The sequence below is a fragment of the Segatella oris genome (assembly GCF_900637655.1).
Lineage (GTDB): Bacteria > Bacteroidota > Bacteroidia > Bacteroidales > Bacteroidaceae > Prevotella > Prevotella oris.
Map to the genome: position 1 here is coordinate 1,712,388 of NZ_LR134384.1, position 22,445 is coordinate 1,734,832.

The following is a 22,445-nucleotide window of genomic DNA, read 5'->3' on the forward strand; positions in this document are numbered from 1 at the left end:
ATCTATTATTATTCAAATCTATTTCTTTAATTTATCATAGAATTCTTTCAAAGCAACCTTAGAAACACCTAAACCGACAAGATAATCTAAGTCGCTTAATGCAGCTTCTTTCTTTCTCAATTGTATTCTGACATACGCCCTTGAGAGCCGATAATCCTGATTATCAGGAACGCGCTTGAGTGCTTCAGTATAATCATATTCTGCCGGTTCATACATTTTGCGTTCACGCTCCATATTCGCTCTTACTGCATAAGCCACTGCGCTGTCGGGATATTGAGCAATCAAGCGATTAATACCATCAAAGGCTTCTGTGAAATGTTTATCTTTTTCATTAAGTAACGCCAATCCTAATTGAGCTTCAAAATTACCCGGCACTATATATAGCAGGTGTTGATAATCAAGGCGTGCAAAATTATATCTTGAAAGCTTTTCATTCACATAGGCTCGAAAATAGAGTGCTGTAGGATTGTCTGCATCTTTGGAAAGCACGCGGTCGTATTCCTCTTTTGCATAATTCCATTCTTCCAATTGAATGTTCCATGATGCTTTTTTCAGTCTAAGGTCTATCCGGTCCGGATGATACGCCAATGAGTCTGCGGCAACTCGCAGACTATCTCTCAGCGGATTGACCTTTTGAGCAAATCCAGCTCCTGCTGAAACAACCCAGATTGCTAAAAAGACAGACACCCTATTCATATACCTCGTCAATTTGGAATTCATCATTATCAGCATCTTGTTTGGAGCAGGGATCAAAACCGTCAGGAAGTTCAAAAGTAGCATTGCTGCTATAATTCAATGATTTATCCCTATAGATTTTCTTCATGAAGTACGCCCAAATAGGCAAGGCCATTGTTGCACCCTGTCCCATTGATATATTGTCAAAATGGATGTCACGGTCTTCGCCACCAACCCATATTCCCGTTACTAACTGTGGGGTGAACCCCATAAACCATGCATCACTATTCTTGTTCGTAGTACCTGTCTTACCACAAATTTCTCCTTCCATGTGATACTTATAACGAAGCCTGCTTGCCGTTCCTCCATCAACAACTCCTTGCAACAGCACCAACATTTTGTTTGCACTCTCTACACTGATTACCTCGTTCATGCGAGGTTGGAAACTTGCAATGACGTTGCCTTCATTGTCTTCAATTCTGCTGACAAACATGGGGGCCGTACGTATTCCATGATTTGCAAATGTGGAATATGCACTAACCATCTCGGCCACGCTTACATCACATGGCCCCAGACATAATGACATAGAAGGATGGATATCCGGATTGTTAATACCGAATTCATGAAGCGTAGAAACAAACTGTTGAGGATTGAGTTTACTCATCAGATAAGCAGAAATCCAGTTGTTACTTTGTGCAAGTCCCCACTTGAGAGTGACCATTTGGCCATAGCGTGCATGCGAAGCATTACGTGGGGTCCACGCCCTGCCTGCAACCATGTATGTTTTTTGTACATTAGGAACCAAATCACAGGGTGAGAAACCATTTTCCATTGCGAGCGCATATAAGAATGGCTTGATGGTTGAACCAACCTGTCGGCGTCCTCCGGTGACCATGTCATACATGAAATGATTATAATCCAAACCGCCGACATAGGCTTTTACAGCACCTGTTTTAGGATCCATACTCATAAAACCTGCACGCAGGAAGCCTTTGTAATATTTAATAGAATCCATTGGAGTCATGACGGTATCTATATCTCCATGATAAGTAAATATTGTCATGTCAACAGGACGATTGAATGCTGCGCGTATTTCTGCATTACTTGCACCTGCAGCCTTCATGTTGCGATAGCGCTCACTCTGAAACATATTCCTGTTCAGGATAGAACGAACCTGCGAAAGCGTAAGTGATCCAGAAAACGGCGCATTCTTTTTATTCCGGTTCGCCTTATTGAAAGCCGGCTGTAAGAATTTGGCGACATGTCCATAAACAGACTCTTCCGCATACTGCTGCATGCGACTGTCTATAGTCGTATAAATCTTCAGTCCATCAGTGTAGATATTATAAGGCTTACCATCTTTCTTAAAGTTCTTATTGCACCAACCATATAGTGGATTGTTTTCCCATGCAATGGAATCTAATGTATATTGCACCCTGTTCCATGAAGGATAGTTGGCTCTGTCCGGCTTTTCGGCCATCATATACTGCCGAAGGAATTCTCTGAAATACGTAGCATTACCATCCTTGTGGTCGGTTCTGTGGAAATTCAGAGCTATCGGCATGGCACAATACTCCTCAAACTCTGCCTTCGATAAGTAACCGGCTTTCAACATTTGACCCAAAACCACATTACGCCTGTTTCGTGCACGATCAGGAAATCTCACAGGATTGAACAGTGAAGGATTTTTGCAGAGTCCTATAAGCATTGCCGATTCCACGACATTCAAGTCATTGGCTTCTTTATTGAAATAAGTATTTGCTGCAGTCTTTATGCCTACGGCATTATGCAGGAAATCGAAATAGTTCAAATATAAGGCGATAATCTCTTCCTTGGTATAATTACGTTCCAATTTTACTGCAATCACCCACTCTATCGGTTTCTGGAGCATTCTCTCCAAAGAGTTATGCACCTGCTCTGAATATAGTTGCTTGGCAAGCTGCTGGGTAATGGTCGATCCTCCGCCCGCCGAGGCCTGTCCAAACAGCCCCCGTTTGACGACAGCTCTTCCCAAAGCAATGAAATCAATGCCGCTATGTTCATAAAAACGTTCATCTTCCGTAGCAACCAATGCTTCGACCAGATGCTTTGAGATATTACTGTAAGGGATGACAATTCTGTTTTCCTTGTTAAAATTGTAGGTACCCATAACCTTCCCGTCTGCAAAATACACCTGTGTGGCATAACGACTGATAGGATTTTGCAAATCCTCTACCGGAGGCATATAGCCTATCCAGCCATTCCAGATGGCAACGAATGCAAAAGCAGTCCCACATATAAATAATATCAATGCTCCCCATAGGAAGTGAATAAAAGCCTTTCTCATCTCAATAAATTTTTAGCAAAAATACAATTTTTCTGTCAAATAACACACATTAATCGGAAATAATGCTTAACTTTGAAGTCGAATTCGGAATATCAATCATATTACAAATGGGAAAACATAACTTTGTAACGATTGCTGATTTGAGTAAAGAAGATTTGCTTTACCTTATTCAAATGGCACATGAGTTCGAGCAACATCCTGACAGGGAATTATTAAAGGGGAAGGTTATAGCAACACTCTTTTATGAACCGTCGACTCGCACAAGACTTAGTTTCGAGACAGCAGCCAATAGGCTCGGCGCAAGAGTTATTGGCTTCAGCGATGCGAAAGCCTCGAGTGTTTCAAAAGGAGAAACATTAAAAGACACCATTCTCATGGTAAGCAATTACGCTGATATTATTGCCATGCGACATTACATAGAAGGGGCTGCTCAATATGCATCGGAAATCGCACCTATTCCAATCATAAATGCAGGAGACGGCGCCCACATGCATCCCTCGCAATGTCTGCTTGATCTTTATACCATATATCAAACACAAGGTACACTTGAAAATCTGAATATCTATCTTGTTGGCGATCTCAAATATGGTCGTACAGTCCATTCCCTGATTATGGCAATGCGCCATTTCAATCCTACCTTTCATTTTATTGCACCGAAAGAACTTGCAATGCCACAGGAGTATAAAATTTATTGCAAGGAAAACGGAATAAAGTTTGAAGAACACGCTGAATTTACAGACAAGGTCATTGCCAACGCTGATATTCTATATATGACACGTGTTCAAAAAGAAAGATTCTCTGATCTCATGGAATATGAACACGTTAAGAACATTTATATTTTAAGAGAGGAAATGCTACGATTTGCCAAGCCAAACATGAGAATACTCCACCCTCTCCCTCGTGTCAATGAAATAGCCTACGATGTAGATGACAACCCACACGCCTACTATATCCAACAGGCTCGCAATGGACTTTATGCCCGTGAAGCTATCTTCTGCCATTGTCTGGGCATTACGCTGAAAGATATTCAAAACGACAAAACAATTATCAATTCTAAATTCTAAAGTCATGGGAAAGAAAGAAATGCTTGTTTCAGCTATCGAAAATGGTACGGTTATCGACCATATCCCTGCAGAAAAGACCTATCAAGTCGTTGATTTATTAGGATTGAAAGATTCTACAACTCCTGTGACTATCGGATATAATCTTCCTTCACAAAAGATTGTAAAGAAAGGTATTATCAAGATTACAAATCGCTTTTTCTCTGATGAAGAAATCAGTCGTCTTAGTGTGGTTGCCCCCAAAATAGTGCTTAATATCATTAAAGACTATGAAGTTGTTGAGAAGAAAACTGTTGAAACGCCCGATGAACTGCGAGGGATTGTAAAGTGTAATAATCCTAAGTGCATCACCAACAACGAACCTATGCAAACTGTTTTCAATGTTGTAGACAAAGCACATGGAATTCTGAAATGCAGATATTGTGACAAGGAACAGGATTTCAACAGTATCAAGCTCTGCTGATTTGGCAATTCTATTTGGTGCTGACAGCAAGCTTAAGATTTTATAGATATAGAGACTAAAAAAGTTCATTATAAATTCATATCCACAATGAAAAGAGACCAAGAGATTTTTGACCTTATTGAGAAAGAACATCAGCGCCAGCTGAAAGGTATGGAGTTGATTGCTTCAGAGAACTTTGTAAGTGACGAGGTTATGGCTGCCATGGGGTCATACCTTACCAATAAATATGCAGAAGGACTTCCCGGGAAGCGCTACTATGGCGGCTGTCAGGTTGTCGATCAGATTGAAGACCTTGCTCGTGAGCGTGTAAAGAAGCTCTTCAATGCAGAGTTTGCCAACGTGCAACCCCATTCTGGAGCGCAAGCTAATGCTGCTGTTCTTCTGGCTGTGCTAAAGCCTGGAGATACATTCATGGGCTTAAATCTTGATCATGGTGGGCATCTTTCACATGGTAGTCATGTCAATACTTCCGGATTACTGTACAATCCTATCGGATATAATCTCAATAAAGAGACTGGACGTGTCGATTATGATGAGATGGAACAACTGGCACTTCAACATAAACCGAAACTGATTATTGGCGGAGGCTCTGCATATAGCCGTGAGTGGGATTATGCACGTATGCGCAAGATTGCGGACGAGGTAGGTGCCTTGCTGATGATTGACATGGCACACCCTGCGGGATTGATTGCAGCTGGACTACTTGATAACCCCTTGAAATATGCTCACATTGTAACTAGCACTACCCATAAGACACTCCGTGGACCACGCGGTGGCATCATTTTAATGGGAAAGGATTTCGACAATCCCTGGGGATTGACCACAAAGAAAGGCGAAGTAAAGAAGATGAGTATGCTGCTCAATTCTGCTGTTTTCCCTGGCACACAGGGCGGGCCGTTGGAACATGTCATTGCAGCCAAGGCAGTTGGTTTTGGGGAAAACTTGCAACCTTCATGGAAAGAATATGCCATGCAGGTGAAGAAGAATGCAGCTGTACTGGCCGAAGAATTGATACAACGCGGCTTCAGCATAGTCAGTGGCGGCACAGACAATCATTCTATGCTGGTAGATTTACGCACAAAGTATCCTGATTTGACGGGGAAAGTTGCTGAAAATGCATTGGTGGCAGCAGATATTACAGCCAATAAGAACATGGTGCCATTCGATACTCGCAGTGCTTTCCAGACTTCCGGCATCCGACTTGGCACTGCTGCCATCACAACTCGTGGTGCAAAAGAAGACATGATGCATCTTGTCGCAGAACTGATAGAAGAAGTCTTAAATAATCCTGAGGATGAACAAGTCATTAAACGCGTTCGCGAAAAGGTCAATGCAACGATGAAAGACTATCCTCTTTTTGCATACTAAAAATAGAAATTCATAAAATAAAGCCCAAAAGCATAATCGCTTTTGGGCTTTATAGTTACATCTCTATTAGAAACTTCCTATTCAAGAATACCAGCTTCCCTCCATGTTTCAACAAGAGCAGCCACGTCTTTAGCTGCAGTCGTTTCATCAACCTCGTACTCATTTGTTAACAGTTTCACAAGGTCTTCACATGTGAATTCCTTACCTTGAATATTTTTCCAGAGGAAAGCAGAGCTTTCATTCATGCTGATGATATTGCTGAAATCAATATTTAATTCCCCTTCTGCAACGATGATATATTCACCGCATATGTTCCGAAGATTAAATCCTTGTTTTGTTTTCATATTTCATTCGTTTAAGTTACATTTATGATTAATCATTATATCGGGCCGAAAAATCTGATCCAAATTCTTCTGTAAAAGCCTAAAAGATATCGTCTGACAGGAGAAAGAAAGAGCCATATACGAGAATAAATTCTCCATTTACGGCCATTTGTCCGGTCTAAATCCCGACGTCCCTTTCTATAAAAACCGATGACAGATGCCTTAATATCTTTCTTTTGACAATATTCACAGGCAAGGTTCCCGTCACCTCTCAGCACAACTTGCTCATCATTCATGTCGACAATCCGATGTAAAACATAGAAGCCTGGCTGTGTTTCTGCCAGAACAGGATCGCCAACTTTTATATCAACAGGACTTGTCAATAGTGCCATGTCACGTCCATCCTCGAGAAACGGACGCATACTGTAACCACGCAAAGGAAGTGTCACGGAGTGTCCCTCTTCAAGCATCTTTATGATTTCAGGTATCAACAACCTATTGGCGAAGCATTTATTTATTTTATGGATATTGTTTGATGACATAATTCTGCTGCAGCTTTATCCGGTCTACAATGCAAGGTATACACTGGTGTTTGGGCGATGATATCACCTACTATATTACAAATATGATTAAAGATATCCTCATCCCATTTCATGGATGAGCATGAAGGAAAGACTGAAGCAAAAGCTTCTACTACAGAAAGACGCTCTATCGAATTCTCCGGAGCACGGTCAATGCGTGTGATTGCTCCCAAGCGTGCCTTTACTTTTCGATAGCATGGAGTCTTACCACTCCATGGGCTACCATAAATATATGTCATGCCATCCACAATCCTAATGATTGGATTGTCATCGTTCATCAAGTCGCATCCTTCAATATATCGCAACCAAAGGCTGACCTGTGTGCTCTTACCAGTCCCACTTTTAGCAATGAATGCATATCCATACTCATGTTTCCTGACGAGTGAAGCATGTATCAACACTGTGTCCCGTTTGCTGCCGGCAAAGGCCATGATCAGCATCAATACATTGTTCAGGCCAAAGCTTCTCATGTTGAGATTACCATTCAATGCACACTGACAATTGCGGAAATCCTTATCACAGATAAGCAAAGCACAAGGCATTTTATTAATATCCTTGATGACATATTGATAGCTGCCGTCTGGCAATCTGTCTACAACAGTATCTCCATTACCCGTATCAAACACTCGGATACGATGTCGTTTTTCTTTATCTACAACTTTCAGGTTCGGATTAATCACCAAACTAAACAGAAGCTTGTCCTCTTCTACTGCTTCACATCCAAACGGTTGAAATGAAGGCAGCAAATTATATAGCAAGGCTTCTTCTTCCTGATATGCAATCCTGATAAAATGTTCTGCTATCTCAAAAAAGTAATTCATATCCTGCAAAGGGCCGACACATAAGGCTCATGTGAAATTTGACATTGCCACATGAAGCCATACTATTTCTTTTTACGTGATTTTACAGGAGCTACAATCTGACTTTCATCAGGAATGATTGCCTGATAGTGAAATTCATCGGTTGTAAGATATTTAATGGTATAGGTATTCTTTTTCTTTGTTTTTTTACCGAAAACAACCCCGTATCTGCTTCTCATATTCTGGAATTTCTTTTCGATAACATCTCGCTTTGTAGCCCACATGGTCACACAAGTGGCATGTTCAAACCCCTTGGAAGCAAGATAATCGCGCAGCTGATATGAGTAGCTGTCACGGCCATACAGAAACCCTCCCCTGTCTACTACAGCAGAATCCAACTCCTGAATATCAGTGAAATAGACAGTAGAATCATTAAAAGACGCTGCAAAACCATAAAGATACACTTTGTTGTTTCCAGCAGAAGCAGCCGCGCAAACAAAGAATGCACAAGCTGTCAATAATAGTGTTTTCAATCTCATTTACCTTTATTCTTTTATTTACTATAACGACAAACGATGCAGCTTATTGCCCGAGGTATGCCTTAAGATTTTTATTCTTTGTGTTATGACGCAGCCGACGAATTGCTTTTTCTTTTATTTGGCGTACACGTTCACGCGTCAGACCGAATTTATCTCCGATTTCTTCAAGTGTCATCTCTGATTGGTTAATGCCAAAGAAAGCTTCGACGATGTTGCGTTCACGCTCATTCAACGACTGAAGTGCATTTGCAACTTCATCACGCAAGGACTCCTGTACCAGCACGCTGTCAGCCATTTGAGCATTATTGTTGGGCAGAATATCCAATAAACTGTTCTCCTCTCCTTCTGCAAGCGGAGCATCAACTGACACATGTCTGCCGTTTGATTTGATTGCATCGGCCACTTTATCCTCCGGTATGTCAACTTTTGCAGCAATTTCTTCTATTGTCGGAAATTGTTCATTCTCCTGTTCAAGTTTGTTGAGAACACGCTTTATCTTATTTACCGAACCGACTTGATTCAAAGGCAGTCTGACGATACGGCTCTGCTCGGCAATAGCTTGAAGAATACTCTGGCGTATCCACCAAACAGCATACGAGATGAATTTGAACCCACGAGTTTCATCAAATTTCTCTGCAGCTTTAATCAATCCGAGATTGCCTTCATTGATGAGGTCTGGCAAACTAAGTCCTTGATTTTGATATTGCTTGGCAACAGAAACCACAAAACGCAGGTTAGCACGTGTCAGTTTCTCTAAGGCACGACGATCACCCCGCTTGATTTTCTGTGCAAGCTCCACCTCCTCTTCTACAGAAATCAGGTCTTCATGACCTATCTCCTGCAGATATTTATCGAGCGATGCACTTTCCCGATTGGTTATTGACTTTGTGATTTTCAGCTGCCTCATTAAGTGTTAAAATTTTTCTACAGCGCAAAAATACGGCTTTTTTATTTGACTTGCAAATTTTTTCCCATTTTTTAGCCTAATAAAGAGTTGCATATTCCATAGAATAATATATATATACATTTGTTTATTAATTGGTTGTTATCAAGCATCCGCTATCAAGCGACATATCAATACAATATGAAGTTTTACTTTAACAACTTGAATGAAAACAATTATATTCTAAAAGTTGACTTGTTCTATTATTCAAACAGTTACGCCGTATGCTTCAGATGACATATATTGGTAGAACAAAATAACATGAAAAATTACGGCAATTACACAGAAACTGCAGTTCGGGAAACCTCTCCCTATTGTAAAATTATTATCCGCTTTCCAACGCTTTCTTGTAATAGTAAATAAAGAAGAAAATTCAAAAAAGCAGACTTGCTTTTATAACCTTTCCAGAGTTGTTCTGCAATTCAAGTCATAATGCGCTGTAATTCGATGCAGATTGCAGTGTAATCTGACTCAAGTTAGCGTGTAATCTGACTCAAGTTACACAGCGTTATGCGTCATGTTACACAGTAAGGATTCAGACATGGGGAAATACCTTCAGTTTTCTCATTTTTGAATATCTGTTTAGTGGCACTTGGAAAGCAATGGAGAAGAAATGCAACAATATAGCAAAAATGTAAGGTGAAGATAGCAAAAAAGCAGGTAAAAGTTTGGTTACTTGATAGATTTACATTATATTTGCAAATATTAAAATATCAAATAACCAAATAAAGCAATTTTACACCAAATCAGTTATGAGTGAGAAAAGAGTTTATATCTTCGGCAACGGTAAGGCCGAGGGACGGGCAGACATGAGGAATCTGCTTGGTGGTAAGGGTGCGAACTTAGCCGAAATGAATCTTATCGGTGTTCCAGTTCCTCCCGGTTTCACGATTACGACAGACGTATGTAACGAGTACTTTGAGAAAGGAAAAGAGGAAGTTGTCAATCTGTTGAAGAAAGATGTTGAAACTTCTGTAAAGCATATTGAGACTTTGATGAAATCAAAGTTTGGCGATGTAGATAATCCTTTGCTCGTCAGTGTACGTTCGGGAGCCCGTGCCAGCATGCCCGGTATGATGGATACCATTCTTAATCTCGGTCTCAATGATGAAGTTGTAGAAGGTCTGGCCCGTAAGACCGGCAATGAACGCTTTGCTTATGACAGCTACCGTCGCTTTGTTCAGATGTACGGTGACGTTGTTCTCGGCATGAAACCAGCCAACAAGGAAGACATTGATCCTTTTGAGGCTATCATTATTAATGTAAAGAAACAGCGCGGCATCTCTCTTGATAACGAAATGAATGTGGATGAACTCAAGCAGCTTGTCAAGTTGTTTAAGGCTGCCATTAAGGAGCAGACCGGCCATGATTTCCCAACAGATCCAATGGAACAACTGTGGGGCGCTATCTGTGCTGTCTTTGATTCGTGGATGAATGAGCGCGCTATTCTCTATCGAAAGATGGAAGGTATCCCTGCAGAATGGGGTACAGCGGTCAACGTTATGGCCATGGTATTTGGAAATATGGGCGAAACCTCTGCAACAGGTGTTTGCTTCAGCCGTGATGCCGCAACTGGAGAAAATCGTTTTAATGGTGAATATTTGGTCAACGCTCAGGGCGAAGATGTTGTTGCCGGCATTCGTACACCGCAGCAGATTACCAAGGAAGGCTCTTTGCGTTGGGCGAAACAGCAGTGTATTGATGAGGAAATCCGTGCTTCAAAATACCCGTCGATGGAAGAGGCTATGCCTGAAATCTTCAAGCAGCTGAACGATATCCAGCAGAAGCTCGAAGCTCACTATCACGATATGCAGGATATGGAGTTCACCGTTCAGGAAGGTCATTTGTGGTTCCTCCAGACCCGTAATGGAAAACGTACAGGCACGGCAATGGTAAAGATTGCCATGGACTTGTTGCGCGAAGGCGAAATAGACGAAAAGACAGCTCTGTTGCGTTGTGAGCCAAACAAATTGGATGAACTGCTCCACCCTATCTTTGATAAGGAGGCACAAACAACTGCCAAGGTGTTGACAAGAGGTCTCCCTGCAAGTCCGGGTGCTGCTTGTGGTCAGGTTGTTTTCTTTGCTGATGATGCAGAGAAATGGCATGATGACGGACATCAGGTAATCATGGTGCGCATTGAAACAAGTCCCGAAGACCTCGCAGGTATGAGTGCTGCCGAGGGCATTCTTACGGCACGAGGAGGCATGACCAGTCATGCTGCGGTTGTTGCACGCGGTATGGGTAAGTGTTGTGTCAGTGGTGCAGGTGCTATTAACATTAACTATAAAGCACGTACTCTTGAAATCGACGGCACACTCATTCATGAAGGTGACTACATTTCAATCAATGGTTCAACGGGTGAAGTTTATTTGGGCGAGGTAAAAACAAAGCCGGCTGAGGTCACAGGTGACTTCGCCATGCTGATGGATCTGTGCCAGAAGCATACACGCCTTGTTGTCCGCACAAACGCAGACACGCCTCATGATGCAGAGGTTGCACATAATTTCGGTGCTGTCGGTATCGGTCTCTGTCGCACAGAGCATATGTTCTTCGAGAACGAGAAGATTAAAGCTATGCGCGAAATGATCCTTGCTGACACGAAAGAAGGCCGTGAAAACGCGCTTGAAAAACTCCTACCTTATCAGAAACAGGATTTCTATGGCATATTAAAGGCTATGGATGGCTATCCCGTGAATATCCGTTTGCTCGATCCTCCATTGCATGAGTTCGTGCCTCATGACCTTGCCGGCCAGAAAGCTATGGCTGAAGAGATGGGCATTTCTGTGGAGGAAATCCAGCGTCGTGTAAATTCTCTGAGCGAGCATAATCCGATGTTGGGTCATCGCGGCTGTCGTCTGGGCAACACATACCCCGAAATTACAGCGATGCAGACACGCGCAATCCTCGGTGCAGCAATTGATTTGAAGAAAGCAGGTTTCAATCCAATGCCTGAAATCATGGTTCCACTGATTGGCATTGTCAATGAGTTTGATGTTCAGGAAGATGTTATCCGCTCTACTGCAAAGCAGCTTTTTGAAAAGGAAGGCGTTGAAATCCCATTCAAAGTCGGTACGATGATAGAGATACCACGTGCTGCTCTGACAGCTGACAATATTGCCAAGAGAGCTGAATACTTCAGCTTTGGAACCAATGACCTTACCCAGATGACATTTGGATATAGCCGTGATGACATTGCAAGCTTCCTGCCTGTGTATCTTGAAAAGAAGATACTGAAGGTTGATCCTTTCCAGGTTTTAGATCAGGAAGGTGTAGGTCAGCTTGTTGAAATGGCTGTAAAGAAAGGTCGCGCAACCCGTCCGGAACTTAAGTGCGGTATCTGTGGTGAGCATGGTGGTGAGCCTTCATCGGTCAAGTTCTGCCATCGCGTGGGCTTAGACTATGTGAGTTGTTCTCCATTCCGTGTGCCAATAGCTCGCCTTGCAGCGGCGCAGGCAGCTGTGGAAGAATAAGTTTCAAATTGAACACTATAGAAAAGGATGTCTTTTTGCAGAGACATCCTTTTCCTTTTGGAATAAACCTACTTTCAAAATGAAGCAGGCTATACTATCACTTTTATCTTGTGATGGCTGTTGCGGAATTCTGTGGGCGAACAACCTTTCTTTCGCTTAAAGATGCGATTGAAGTTGCTCATGTTGTTATAACCGCACTTAAAACTGATTTCGGCAATGGTCTCGGTGGTGTCTATCAGCAGGCGCGTGGCATATCCCAAGCGTATATCGATGATATAATCACTTAACCGGCGCCCTGTATGCAACTTGAAGAAGCGGCAGAATGCGCTCTCACTCATGTTGGCGAGGTCTGCCAGACTCTTAAGGCGCAGTTCATACATATAGTTATCTGATATATATTTCTTTACACGTAATATACGACGGCTGTCGTCTTCGATATTCACTTTCGCATAACTGGTCGTTGCCAAGGTGCGTGCGCCTGTGCATAAGGACAGTGTGTGGAGGATGTTCAGAAATTCCATTAAGGCAGTGAAGCGATCGGTTATCTGGCTCAGACCACTCAATCTTTCGTAGACTTTCATGATAGAAGACATGGGAAAGGCCATTCCTTTTTGTGCTTCTTTCATCATATGGCGTATACTTTCAAATGGCGTCTTACCAAAGAAGTAGTCCGCCTCTGTTATTCCGGCCCCGAAATTAAACTGAATAGTGATTTCGCGAATGTCATTACTCTTGCATTCATGCTGCTCCCAGGCATGTTCAAGCGTGGGATTGGTGATAAGTACAAGGTCATAATCTCCGATAACTTCATTGCTGTCGCCAACAATTCGCTTCACCCCAGCTGCATTTTCAACGAAATTGAGTTCGAACACATCGTGATTATGTACGGGATAGGAGAACTCACTCTTGTGCCTGTCAGCGATGTAGAGCGCATCGGTATCCATTAAAGGAGTTATTTCATGTAGCACGTAATTGTCCATATAAACGGGAAAAGACTTCTCCTCACCCCCCTTTTATGAAGACAAAGAGGAGGAGGCAGACTTTAAATTAATCAATGATTATATTCGGGAGCAAGACTTCTTTCGATGATTTCCAAGCACATTCTGGTGTTATGATAAGGGCATTTCCAGAAGCCGGCTTTATCATCTCTGCGATTGGGATGTCCGTTCTTATCACAGCCCCAATACCATTCGCCTCGTTCGTGGTCTATGATATGTTCAACAATATATTGCCAACACTGGCGAGCAATATCGAGCGCCGCCTTATCACCAAAGTGTTGATAGAGATCAACGTGACCTATGACGCATTCGCACATCACCCACCATTGGCGCTGATCATCAACATGCCCAGTGTCAGTCCATCGTTCGTATATCATTGAGCCATCTGGTTGCAGGCCTTCATCTGCAGCCTTAGCTATGCGTATAATAGCCTTTTCAACCTTTGCCAACACTTCAGGTTTACCCAACTCTAACGCTGCCTCATGCAATAACCACACGGCTTCAATGTCATGACCAAAGCTTTGGATGTTTCGACGGCCTTGCCACTTATCATTGAAAAACAGGTCAAGATGATTTGTTTCTGAATTGAGTAAATGTGTGAGAAAGATATCAATAAGATTAGTGATACGCTCTGCCAATTCAGGCGTTTGCCATACACGGTAGAGATTAGTGTAAGGTTCAAGGATATGAAGATGCGTGTTCATTGTCCGCGATCCGTTCTCATCCTTATCACTTAATCGCATGTCGGCAATAGGCTGCCAATCGCGCGTTAATGCCTCTACATAACCATTATTAACGCTGTCGAAAGCATGACGTTCAATGTCGGTATATAACTTCTTTGCATGCAACAATGCCTCTTTATTACCCGTGGCACGCGCATATTCGCTCAAACCATAGATTGCAAATCCAATAGCATAGGTTTGTTTTTTGGCATCAAGCACGTTTCCTTCAGCATCTAAACTCCAGAATACGCCTCCTTCTTGCATATCAATGAAATGATTGATAAAATAGTCTTTTGCTCTTGTCGCTGCTTCCAAATATTCAGGTTTATGTAAAACACGGTAGGCTGCAGCAAAACCCCAGAGTATACGTGCATTGAGGATAGCTCCCTTCTCCGCATCAGGCACAGGATTGCCACAACCATCTATACGGCCGAGGAAACCTCCGTTGCGTTGGTCTATCATTCTGTTCATCCAGAAAGGAAGGATGTTTCGTTCCAACTCCTCGCGTAATTCTTTTGAAAGGTTATACATAGTGAGAAATCTTAAGATTGATTATTGAACTTTAGTTGATGCAGTATCAGCTCGTTTTTCTTCCAACTCGTGCGTTATCTGTTTCATTCTTTGTTCGCTGAGTGGGTAAAAATAAATGAAAGCTAATGAAAGTAGTGCTCCTATTGCCGGCAATATTGAAAGAAACATCTTTATACCTTGGATGGTTTCTGCCGATTGAACAGCATTAGCCTGAAAGCCGAATTGAGCAAGCATCCACCCTGTTATGGCCGTACCGAAAGCCCAACCAAACTTCTGACTCATCGAAGAGGAAGAGAAGATAAGTCCTGTCGCACGGTTACCGGTCTGCAGTTCACTGTAATCTGCACAATCCGCATACATGCTCCACAACAGCGGGAAGATGCTGCCTGCACAAATACTGATGAGCGCCTGCAGTACAAAGATGAGAAGAAGCTGCTCTTTGTCAAGCCAAAAGAATATAATACTGAGAACTGATGCTACAGCCATGGCAGCCATGAATGTGCGTCGTTTACCTATACGATTACTGATAGGGGCTGCAAGTATTACGCCTACAATGTTGGCAGCTTGTCCTACAGCCAGATAAAGACCACTGAGTACAAATGGGAGACCTAAGAAGAAGATACTTCCAATGGCCGTTTCATCAACATAATACTTGAAATAATAAACCGTTGCACCGTCACGAATGGAATTAAATACGAGTGAGGCTACACCTGCACCGAGCAAAATCCACCATGGTCGATTATGTAACAGATCGCGAAGATCCGTTTTTAGTGAAGTCTTTTCTTGTTTAACAGGTCTCACACGCTCTTTTGTAAGAGCGAAGCAACCTAAGAAAAGGATTACGCATACAATGGCAATAACCAATACTGCCATTAGCCAACCAAATTGCGAAGCCGTTAGCCAACCATGCATGGGGCCATTGTCATCAGCTCCACCAAAAGCATTTACCAATGGCATGAAAAGTAATAAGGCTACAAATGAACCCAAATAGGCGAATGTCATGCGATAGGTGGCCAAGGTATTACGGTCTGCTGGGGCGGGACTCATTACTCCCAACAACGAAGCATAGGGTACATTGATAGCAGAATACACCATCATCATCAGCCCATAGGTAATGAAAGCATATACGATTTTCCCTGTTTCTCCAAATGGAGGAGTTAAAAACGTCAATATACCTATAAGGCCGAAAGGCACTGCCAAATAGAGAAGATACGGTCGGAAACGTCCCCAACGTGATGATGTGCGGTCTGCCACTGCACCAACAATAGGGTCAAAAAAGGAATCCCATACGCGAGTGACGGCAAACATCGTTCCAACAATAGCAGCAGAAATGCCAAACACATCGGTATAGAATATCATGAGATAGGCTCCGAAAAGCTTCCAGAACATTGATGATGACATATCACCTAAGCCATAACCTATCTTTTCACTAAGCCCAATTTTCATAGTGCGCGGTTTTTTGCTATGAGTTTCTTGATGGTTTCAACACTGGCAGATGTCGTAAGCCCATCTTGTGGAGTATGCAGACAGTAGTCAACTAATCGATCCACTGTTGAAGTTGCTACATGCATACGTGTATCTGATGATGCGTAATAGATAAATACACGACCGTCTTCATCGGCAATCCACCCATTAGAGAAAACAACGTTCATCACGTCACCTATATATTCACCACCTTCCGGTACCAAAAGGTAACCACCCGGCTGAGCAATCATCCGTGTGGGATTATCTAATGCAGTCATATACATATAAAGAACGTAACGCAGACCACTTGCACAAGCCCGCACACCGTGTGCAAGATGCAGCCAGCCATGCGGAGTTTTAATAGGATGTGGACCTTCGCCGTTCTTCAATTCCATAATCGTATGGTAATGACGCGGGTTAATAATGGTTTCTTCGTGCACTTCTGCATGAGTAATATCATCCACTAAAGCCCAACCTATTCCTCCTCCAGAGCCAGTGTCTATAAAACCATCCTGTGGGCGAGTGTAGAAAGCATACTTGCCATCTACGAACTCTGGGTGAAGAACGACATTGCGTTGTTGACTTGAAGCTTTGAGATCGGGTAAGCGTTCCCATGTTTTCAAATCTTTGGTACGTGCTATGCCTGCCGTTGCGGTAGCAGCAGAAAGGTCACCAGGCATATTGTCATCGTGTCTTTCTGCACAAAAAACTCCATATATATAACCATCTTCATGACGAGTCAGGCGCATGTCATAGATGTTCGTAGCTGGTTTTTCTGTATCAGGCATAGTTATCGGTTCATCCCAAAAGCGGAAATTATCTATACCGTTAGGACTTTCGGCTACAGCGAAGAAGCTTTTTCGGTCAGCTCCCTCCACTCTAACTACCAACAAATACTTATCCTCCCATTTTATTGCACCTGCATTGAGTGTAGCATTCATCATGATTCGCTGCATCAAGAATGGATTAGTGTGTTCATCCATATCGTAGCGCCACTCTAAAGGTGTATGTTCTGCTGTCAGTATGGGATTAGTATAACGTTCATAAATACCATTACCGTTTTCTGCTACGTGGTTTGGTTTTGTGAGCAATGCTTCGTGACGAAGACGAAGTGCATTAAGTTTGGAACTGAATGTTGACATATCTATATACTTTTTATTTCTTATTATGTTTCTTTCCAACCACAGAATATGGCTTTCTTCGCATGTCACTTAACTTACTGCGAAATATAAAAGCCCCTTTTTTATATATGTTTCTAAAGTCATCTGCACATGCTTTCTCTGGTGCAGGGCCAAAGTTTTCTTCTGTATTATCCCATGCATTGCGCCACAGTAGCACATAAATAGGAGCATATCCCTTTATTCCTGGAAGCAATGTGGAACTATACCATTTCGCATCAGGTGTATTTCGGTAGCCAGCTTCTGTAAGCGCGTATAGTTTATGATGCTTTTGGGCATAGGCAGACATAATGCACATTTCATTTTGACACTGAGTTATGAAATCTTTCCCGGTACCATATTGATACAAGTCTATACCGAGTATATCTACATAGTCATCTCCCGGATAGAAACGGAAGTATTGTTCTGGTGTGTCATCAGCTTGAGCATTGGGAGAATAACTCCAAACAAGATTATGTAAGCCAGCATGCTTCATTGCTTCAAATGTAAGATGAAACAATGCGACATACTGTGTAGGCGTACACTGCTTGCTTCCCCACCAGAACCAAGCCCCACCCATTTCATGCCATGGCCGGAAAATCACAGGCACAATATTCCCTTTCTGGTCTTTAAGTGAAGCAAAGAATTCGGCTAATCGCTTGTGCCAGAGTTGCAATTTAGCGGTTTCTTTGCCTCCGGGAAGAACTTCGGTAACAGCATTCCCTTCTGTATGCCATGCATCTTTACCGGTAACAGGATTGTAGGGATGCCAACTGATGGTTACAATGCCACCTTTCTGATAATGATCTATAATCTGCTGCCGCATTTTATCAAAAGGAACACCATCAAGATTCTTTTCATTGCCAAGTTCAAGACCACCTAATTCACAACCTAAAACGGCAGGATAATCCCCACAAACATCATTCACATCGCTTCTTCCATACTCCCATTTCCATGTCGTACCATAGAAAAAAGCATCCTGATGACCAAACATCACACCTCGTTTCTGCAGTACATGAAGGCGTTCAATAAGCTTTTGTGCAGGCGTTTGCTGCACCTTCCGATTTGCATTTGCATATATTGTCAGTATGACTATTGCCATGACAAAGAGTATTTTTCTCATATCATTCTATTTCTTTGTGTGTCAGTTCTTCGGTAATTTGGCAATAGAAGCTTTTATAATCTTAATGGTACTTTTATCGGTCGAAAACACCGAATTCAACCCTTGTGCTTCTTGTGCGGGATCACCTGTATAGTCATCACCGGGTTGCCATTGTTCATGTTTAGGTCGCGCTTTACCGCCCCATCCCCAGAAATTGCAACCTGCAAAGTATCCTTTTTGGGCTGCATCTGCTATTAAGAGTGAGAATACATAGCTGTAATATGCATCACGGGCTGTGGTAGATGCTTTCTTTGAGAAAGCAAAACCGTCTCGTGGATATCCGAATTCTTCCATTACCAAAGGTTTATTCAGTTTGGTACAGATAGACAAATGACTATCTATATACTCCTTGGTTTTGTCTTTGGAACGCTGTAGGTTTTGTGACAAAGAGTCTTTCTTGGCCCAACTCCAGTTGTAAGGCCAAACATGTATGTTGCAATAGTCTATGTTGGGATCTGCACAAATCCGTTTCCATGAATCGTAATTACCTTCACAACCAAATGCACCTTCAGACCCTACACTCACTAAATGCCGTTTATCAATGCTTTTCATCAAAGCTGCAGCTTTGGCTATCCAGCCTTCGAATGCCGGAAGAACTGATTTATCGAAAGCCCGAGGTTCGTTGCCTATCTGCCATGACATAATGGCAGGATCATCCATATAGCGTTTACCTGTATAGCGATTGGTACGGTTGAGAATGAAACTAAGATGATTAAAGAACAGCTGTTGCGCCTTTTGATTGGTGGCGAATTGCGAAGCATACTTGACATAGGCAGCATATCCTGCTTCATTGGGCTGCACTGCTTTGCCTGCCCCCACGTTCTCAAGATAGAAGCCATAGCCCCCACTCCACTCCCATGAGTTATTAAGGTAGAGCACGGCTACCATTCCACGCTGTTGAAGCTGTTGCATCAGATAGTCAAGTCCGTCAAGTATGGTGTCATTATATACACCTGGTGATGTCTGAAGCACTGGTTTTACTTTCCATTTCGTTCCCTCTTCGCCATCACTACCTACAAGAATGCGTAGATTATTGATGCCTAAGCGTTTCATTTCATCCAACTCACGCTTCAGTCTCTTCCTGTTTCCACCCTCACCTTTTGATCCAAGAATGGCTCCATACCAGTAGTTGGCACCGATGAAAGTATAAGGTTTCCCATTCCGATAGAGTCTTCCGTTTTCTACGGTGACAAAAGATTGGGCCTTAGAGACAGCAACACAAGAAAGAAGCAGTCCCAAAATATAATATCGAATCTTATTCATTGTTTTTAAATTTCATTTTTCTAATCCTAATTGTTGAGTCACCCAGTTCTGCCATTCATCCCACTGTTCTTGAAACCAGAAGTGACCTGTGGCTGGATACAGCCTTAAGGTTCGTGCTCCTTTGGTTACATTATAGGTGGCATATGAACTGTTAGGTGGCACAACTTCATCATTATATCCGAATGAAAACCAACTGGGAACAGTTAAACGACGGGCAAAATTCACACCATCGAAATAGCCGCTTACTGCCACTTTCTCGCTGTCGGGTTGCTTTTGGCCATAGAAATAGTGCGGCCATCCACAGGCTTTGCCATGTAAAGAAGCTGTATGATCACACATAGCTGCATGGACAGCACCCACAAATGTAACTTTAGGATGTAGTGCACCACACACCAATGACAGCATTCCTCCTTGACTTGATCCCGTCACACCGAGCTGTTTGCCATTCCATTCAGGCAGTTGTGCAAGATAATCCACGGCTCGTAATGCACCAATGAATATCCGTTTATAAGGCATTTGGTCGCGATTGTCGAGGTTAGCCTCCCAATATCCGTTCAAAGCTCCATGTAACAAGTCGTCATATACTTGTTGTGGCATCGTTACAGGAATGCCATGCACTCCTATCTCAAGGGTTATCGCACCACGGTCAGCCAAATAAATGTCACCTTGATAGGGCCTGACGCCCGCTCCAGGTACGCGTAAGAGTGCAGGACGTGGCCCCTTAAACGCGGTTGGAATGCAGAGAATGCCATAAATACGGTTGCCGGGATATAAACCATTGAAGCTCACTTCGTACACTGTCACACGCTCCGTACAGCGTTCCGGCAATAATCTTCGGTGGGCATCAAGCGGATATTGGCTGGCTTCTTTATAGGCCTTCTCCCAGAATTGGTCAAAATCTGTCGGACAATTGTCTGTGGGCTGAAGTGTTTCGGGGGCAAAACCAACCGTGCACAAGCCTTCATAGGTCTTATCACCAACGTGTGCCCGCACTTTCAAACGATAGAAACCTGCGGTGTTCATCTTGGCTTTCCATGTGGCAGTGCCGTCTTTCAGCTCCACATTCATCTGCTTGACATCGGGATACATCACAGGTCCTGCTTCAATATCTACCTTTGCTTTTGGCAATGGACAGCCGTTTTTCAGTACAGCTACATTAAAGAGAGCTTCTTCTCCCAACTGATAGTTCCAATCTATGTGATTAGGTCTTACCTGCACGGTGATTTCATTGCCACGTATCTGTGCCATGAGCGTTGCCGATAACAACAGGCAAAGCCAAAGAACAAGTGGGCGTTTAAATGTGGATATCATATGTGAAAAGTATTTTTAGTTAGGGGAAAATTCATTGGCACTTATCGCAATAAGCGATATACAACGACATCCTGTGCAGGAACCGTGAGCTTGCGGTCTACTTTCTGCTTGGTAGAAGTTTTCCCCTCCATGCGCCCTGTCCACAAGTTCTTTACTTTATAGACACACTTATCAAAAGCTGTACTGCGTTTACTCACCTCGTCATCTGTGAAATTAAAGTCCTGCCAGTTAAGGTTACATACAATAGGTTTACGCGTGGGGTTGAGAATAGTCATAGCCCAATCTCCATTTTCAAGAGGCTTGAACCAATAGTCCAATCCGTCACGACTGAAAAGGTGTAGTCCCTGCACACCAAGCTTATCTTGATCAATAGCAATAAGATCACGATTGGTCAGAATAGCCTTGGTTTCTGCACTCATATGGCGTATGTCGTTACCTAAGATAAGCGGACTTGCCATCATGCACCACATCGTAAAGTGTGCCCGGTCTTGGTTTACGGTGAGTCCATTACCTACTTCCAGCATATCGGGGTCGTTCCAATGCCCCGGACCGGCATAGCGACGAAGGCTGTCATTCTTGTTGATACAATCCAAAACGCTATATTGCACATACGTAGGAAATACACGTGTGGAGTCAAAAGAGCACCAAATGTCGGGCCCAATGCGCCATGAGTTTCCTATATCTCTGGCCCAACGCCAAGGTTGATTATCGCCCCACTCACACATGGAGAAAAAGATTGGACGGCCTGAAGCACGCAAAGCATCACTCATCAGCTGATAAGCACCGCGAGGATTGATGTTTACAGTGTTGCACCAGTCATATTTTAAATAATCAACATCCCAGCGGGCATATTGCAGCGCGTCTTGATATTCGTGTCCTAATGACCCGGGACGGCCCGCACAGGTCTCTGTTCCGGCATCACTGTAAATGCCCAACTTCAATCCACGGGCATGGATGTAATCGGCCAAAGCTTTTATTCCATGGGGAAAATGCTTCGGATTAGCCTGGATAAAACCATTGGCATCGCGCTTACCATGCCAGCAATCGTCCATGTTTATATAAATATAACCAGCATCACGCAATCCACTCGACACCATAGCATCAGCAATGCCCTTGATGATGTCTTCATCAATGTTGCCCTGAAACTTATTCCATGAGTTCCAACCCATTTGTGGTGTCTGTGACAGTTCTTCCCATTTTTGGGCTTTTGTTGCCAAGGAAAACAATGCGAATAACAGTAAGGTAATGGCGTACTTTTTGTTCATGTTAGTTTATTCGATTTTTA

The 22,445-nt window shown here is 42.9% G+C and carries 19 protein-coding genes; 4 read left to right on the forward strand and 15 right to left on the reverse strand.

Translation table 11 applies throughout. The features are described from left to right. Positions 1–18: 18 nt before the first annotated feature. Together EL210_RS07195 and EL210_RS07200 are read right to left on the reverse strand one after the other, a co-directional pair. Positions 19–723 (reverse strand): tetratricopeptide repeat protein, encoded by a 705-nt coding sequence (locus EL210_RS07195; RefSeq protein WP_018920150.1) that lies wholly within the window; start codon positions 721–723, stop codon positions 19–21. Next, a complete protein-coding gene (locus EL210_RS07200; protein WP_018920151.1) occupies positions 689–3,001 on the reverse strand; it encodes a penicillin-binding protein 1A in 2,313 nt (770 codons plus the stop codon). Before EL210_RS07200 ends, EL210_RS07195 begins: the two co-directional genes overlap by 35 nt. Positions 3,002–3,108: 107 nt before the next feature. On the opposite strand from EL210_RS07200, the gene pyrB reads away from it, so the two are divergent. From pyrB to glyA, 3 genes are all read left to right on the forward strand, one after another. Beyond that, positions 3,109–4,065, forward strand: a complete 957-nt coding sequence (pyrB, locus tag EL210_RS07205) for an aspartate carbamoyltransferase (RefSeq protein ID WP_025879522.1) — start codon at positions 3,109–3,111, stop codon at positions 4,063–4,065. A gap of 4 nt (positions 4,066–4,069) precedes the next feature. Further along, positions 4,070–4,525: an aspartate carbamoyltransferase regulatory subunit gene (gene pyrI, locus EL210_RS07210; protein WP_004376224.1), complete on the forward strand. Its 456-nt coding sequence runs from the start codon at positions 4,070–4,072 to the stop codon at positions 4,523–4,525. Between the two features lie 87 nt (positions 4,526–4,612). Then, positions 4,613–5,893, forward strand: a complete 1,281-nt coding sequence (gene glyA / locus EL210_RS07215) for a serine hydroxymethyltransferase (protein ID WP_018920153.1) — start codon at positions 4,613–4,615, stop codon at positions 5,891–5,893. Between the two features lie 77 nt (positions 5,894–5,970). Here glyA and EL210_RS07220 read toward each other — a convergent pair whose 3' ends face one another. The 5 genes from EL210_RS07220 to EL210_RS07240 form a co-directional block, all read right to left on the reverse strand. Beyond that, complete coding sequence (locus tag EL210_RS07220; protein WP_018920154.1) at positions 5,971–6,237, reverse strand: PqqD family protein; 267 nt, start codon at positions 6,235–6,237, stop codon at positions 5,971–5,973. Positions 6,238–6,272: 35 nt separating this feature from the next. Next, a complete protein-coding gene (locus EL210_RS07225) occupies positions 6,273–6,758 on the reverse strand; it encodes a S24/S26 family peptidase (RefSeq protein WP_018920155.1) in 486 nt (161 codons plus the stop codon). Next, on the reverse strand, positions 6,731–7,618 hold the full coding sequence (locus EL210_RS07230; protein ID WP_018920156.1) for a hypothetical protein: 888 nt from the start codon (positions 7,616–7,618) through the stop codon (positions 6,731–6,733). Before EL210_RS07230 ends, EL210_RS07225 begins: the two co-directional genes overlap by 28 nt. A 62-nt stretch (positions 7,619–7,680) precedes the next feature. Beyond that, the gene (locus EL210_RS07235) at positions 7,681–8,136 is read right to left on the reverse strand and encodes a hypothetical protein (RefSeq protein ID WP_004375089.1); all 456 of its coding nucleotides are present in this window, start codon (positions 8,134–8,136) and stop codon (positions 7,681–7,683) included. Between the two features lie 43 nt (positions 8,137–8,179). Beyond that, entirely contained in the window at positions 8,180–9,043 is an 864-nt protein-coding gene (locus tag EL210_RS07240; protein ID WP_004375088.1) for a sigma-70 family RNA polymerase sigma factor, read from the reverse strand. 788 nt (positions 9,044–9,831) lie between these two features. Here EL210_RS07240 and ppdK point away from each other — a divergent pair. After that, positions 9,832–12,552: a pyruvate, phosphate dikinase gene (gene ppdK / locus EL210_RS07245; RefSeq protein WP_018920157.1), complete on the forward strand. Its 2,721-nt coding sequence runs from the start codon at positions 9,832–9,834 to the stop codon at positions 12,550–12,552. An 89-nt stretch (positions 12,553–12,641) separates the two neighbouring features. Here the strand turns inward: ppdK and EL210_RS07250 are convergent, their stop codons facing one another. The 8 genes from EL210_RS07250 to EL210_RS07285 form a co-directional block, all read right to left on the reverse strand. Continuing rightward, the gene (locus EL210_RS07250; RefSeq protein ID WP_018920158.1) at positions 12,642–13,532 is read right to left on the reverse strand and encodes a helix-turn-helix transcriptional regulator; all 891 of its coding nucleotides are present in this window, start codon (positions 13,530–13,532) and stop codon (positions 12,642–12,644) included. A gap of 71 nt (positions 13,533–13,603) precedes the next feature. Then, on the reverse strand, positions 13,604–14,803 hold the full coding sequence (locus EL210_RS07255; protein WP_018920159.1) for an AGE family epimerase/isomerase: 1,200 nt from the start codon (positions 14,801–14,803) through the stop codon (positions 13,604–13,606). A 21-nt stretch (positions 14,804–14,824) separates the two neighbouring features. Further along, positions 14,825–16,249 carry an MFS transporter gene (locus EL210_RS07260; protein ID WP_018920160.1) on the reverse strand — a complete coding sequence of 475 codons (1,425 nt, stop codon included), beginning with the start codon at positions 16,247–16,249 and terminating at the stop codon, positions 14,825–14,827. After that, positions 16,246–17,409 (reverse strand): glycoside hydrolase family 130 protein, encoded by a 1,164-nt coding sequence (locus EL210_RS07265; protein WP_025879523.1) that lies wholly within the window; start codon positions 17,407–17,409, stop codon positions 16,246–16,248. The genes EL210_RS07260 and EL210_RS07265 overlap by 4 nt, the downstream gene beginning before the upstream one ends. A 13-nt stretch (positions 17,410–17,422) precedes the next feature. Continuing rightward, complete coding sequence (locus EL210_RS07270) at positions 17,423–18,547, reverse strand: glycoside hydrolase family 26 protein (protein ID WP_025879524.1); 1,125 nt, start codon at positions 18,545–18,547, stop codon at positions 17,423–17,425. 21 nt (positions 18,548–18,568) lie between these two features. Next, positions 18,569–19,849, reverse strand: a complete 1,281-nt coding sequence (locus tag EL210_RS07275; RefSeq protein WP_018920163.1) for a glycoside hydrolase 5 family protein — start codon at positions 19,847–19,849, stop codon at positions 18,569–18,571. 12 nt (positions 19,850–19,861) lie between these two features. Beyond that, a complete protein-coding gene (locus tag EL210_RS07280; protein ID WP_018920164.1) occupies positions 19,862–21,097 on the reverse strand; it encodes an acetylxylan esterase in 1,236 nt (411 codons plus the stop codon). Between the two features lie 104 nt (positions 21,098–21,201). Next, entirely contained in the window at positions 21,202–22,425 is a 1,224-nt protein-coding gene (locus EL210_RS07285; protein WP_018920165.1) for a glycoside hydrolase family 27 protein, read from the reverse strand. Positions 22,426–22,445 lie beyond the last annotated feature (20 nt).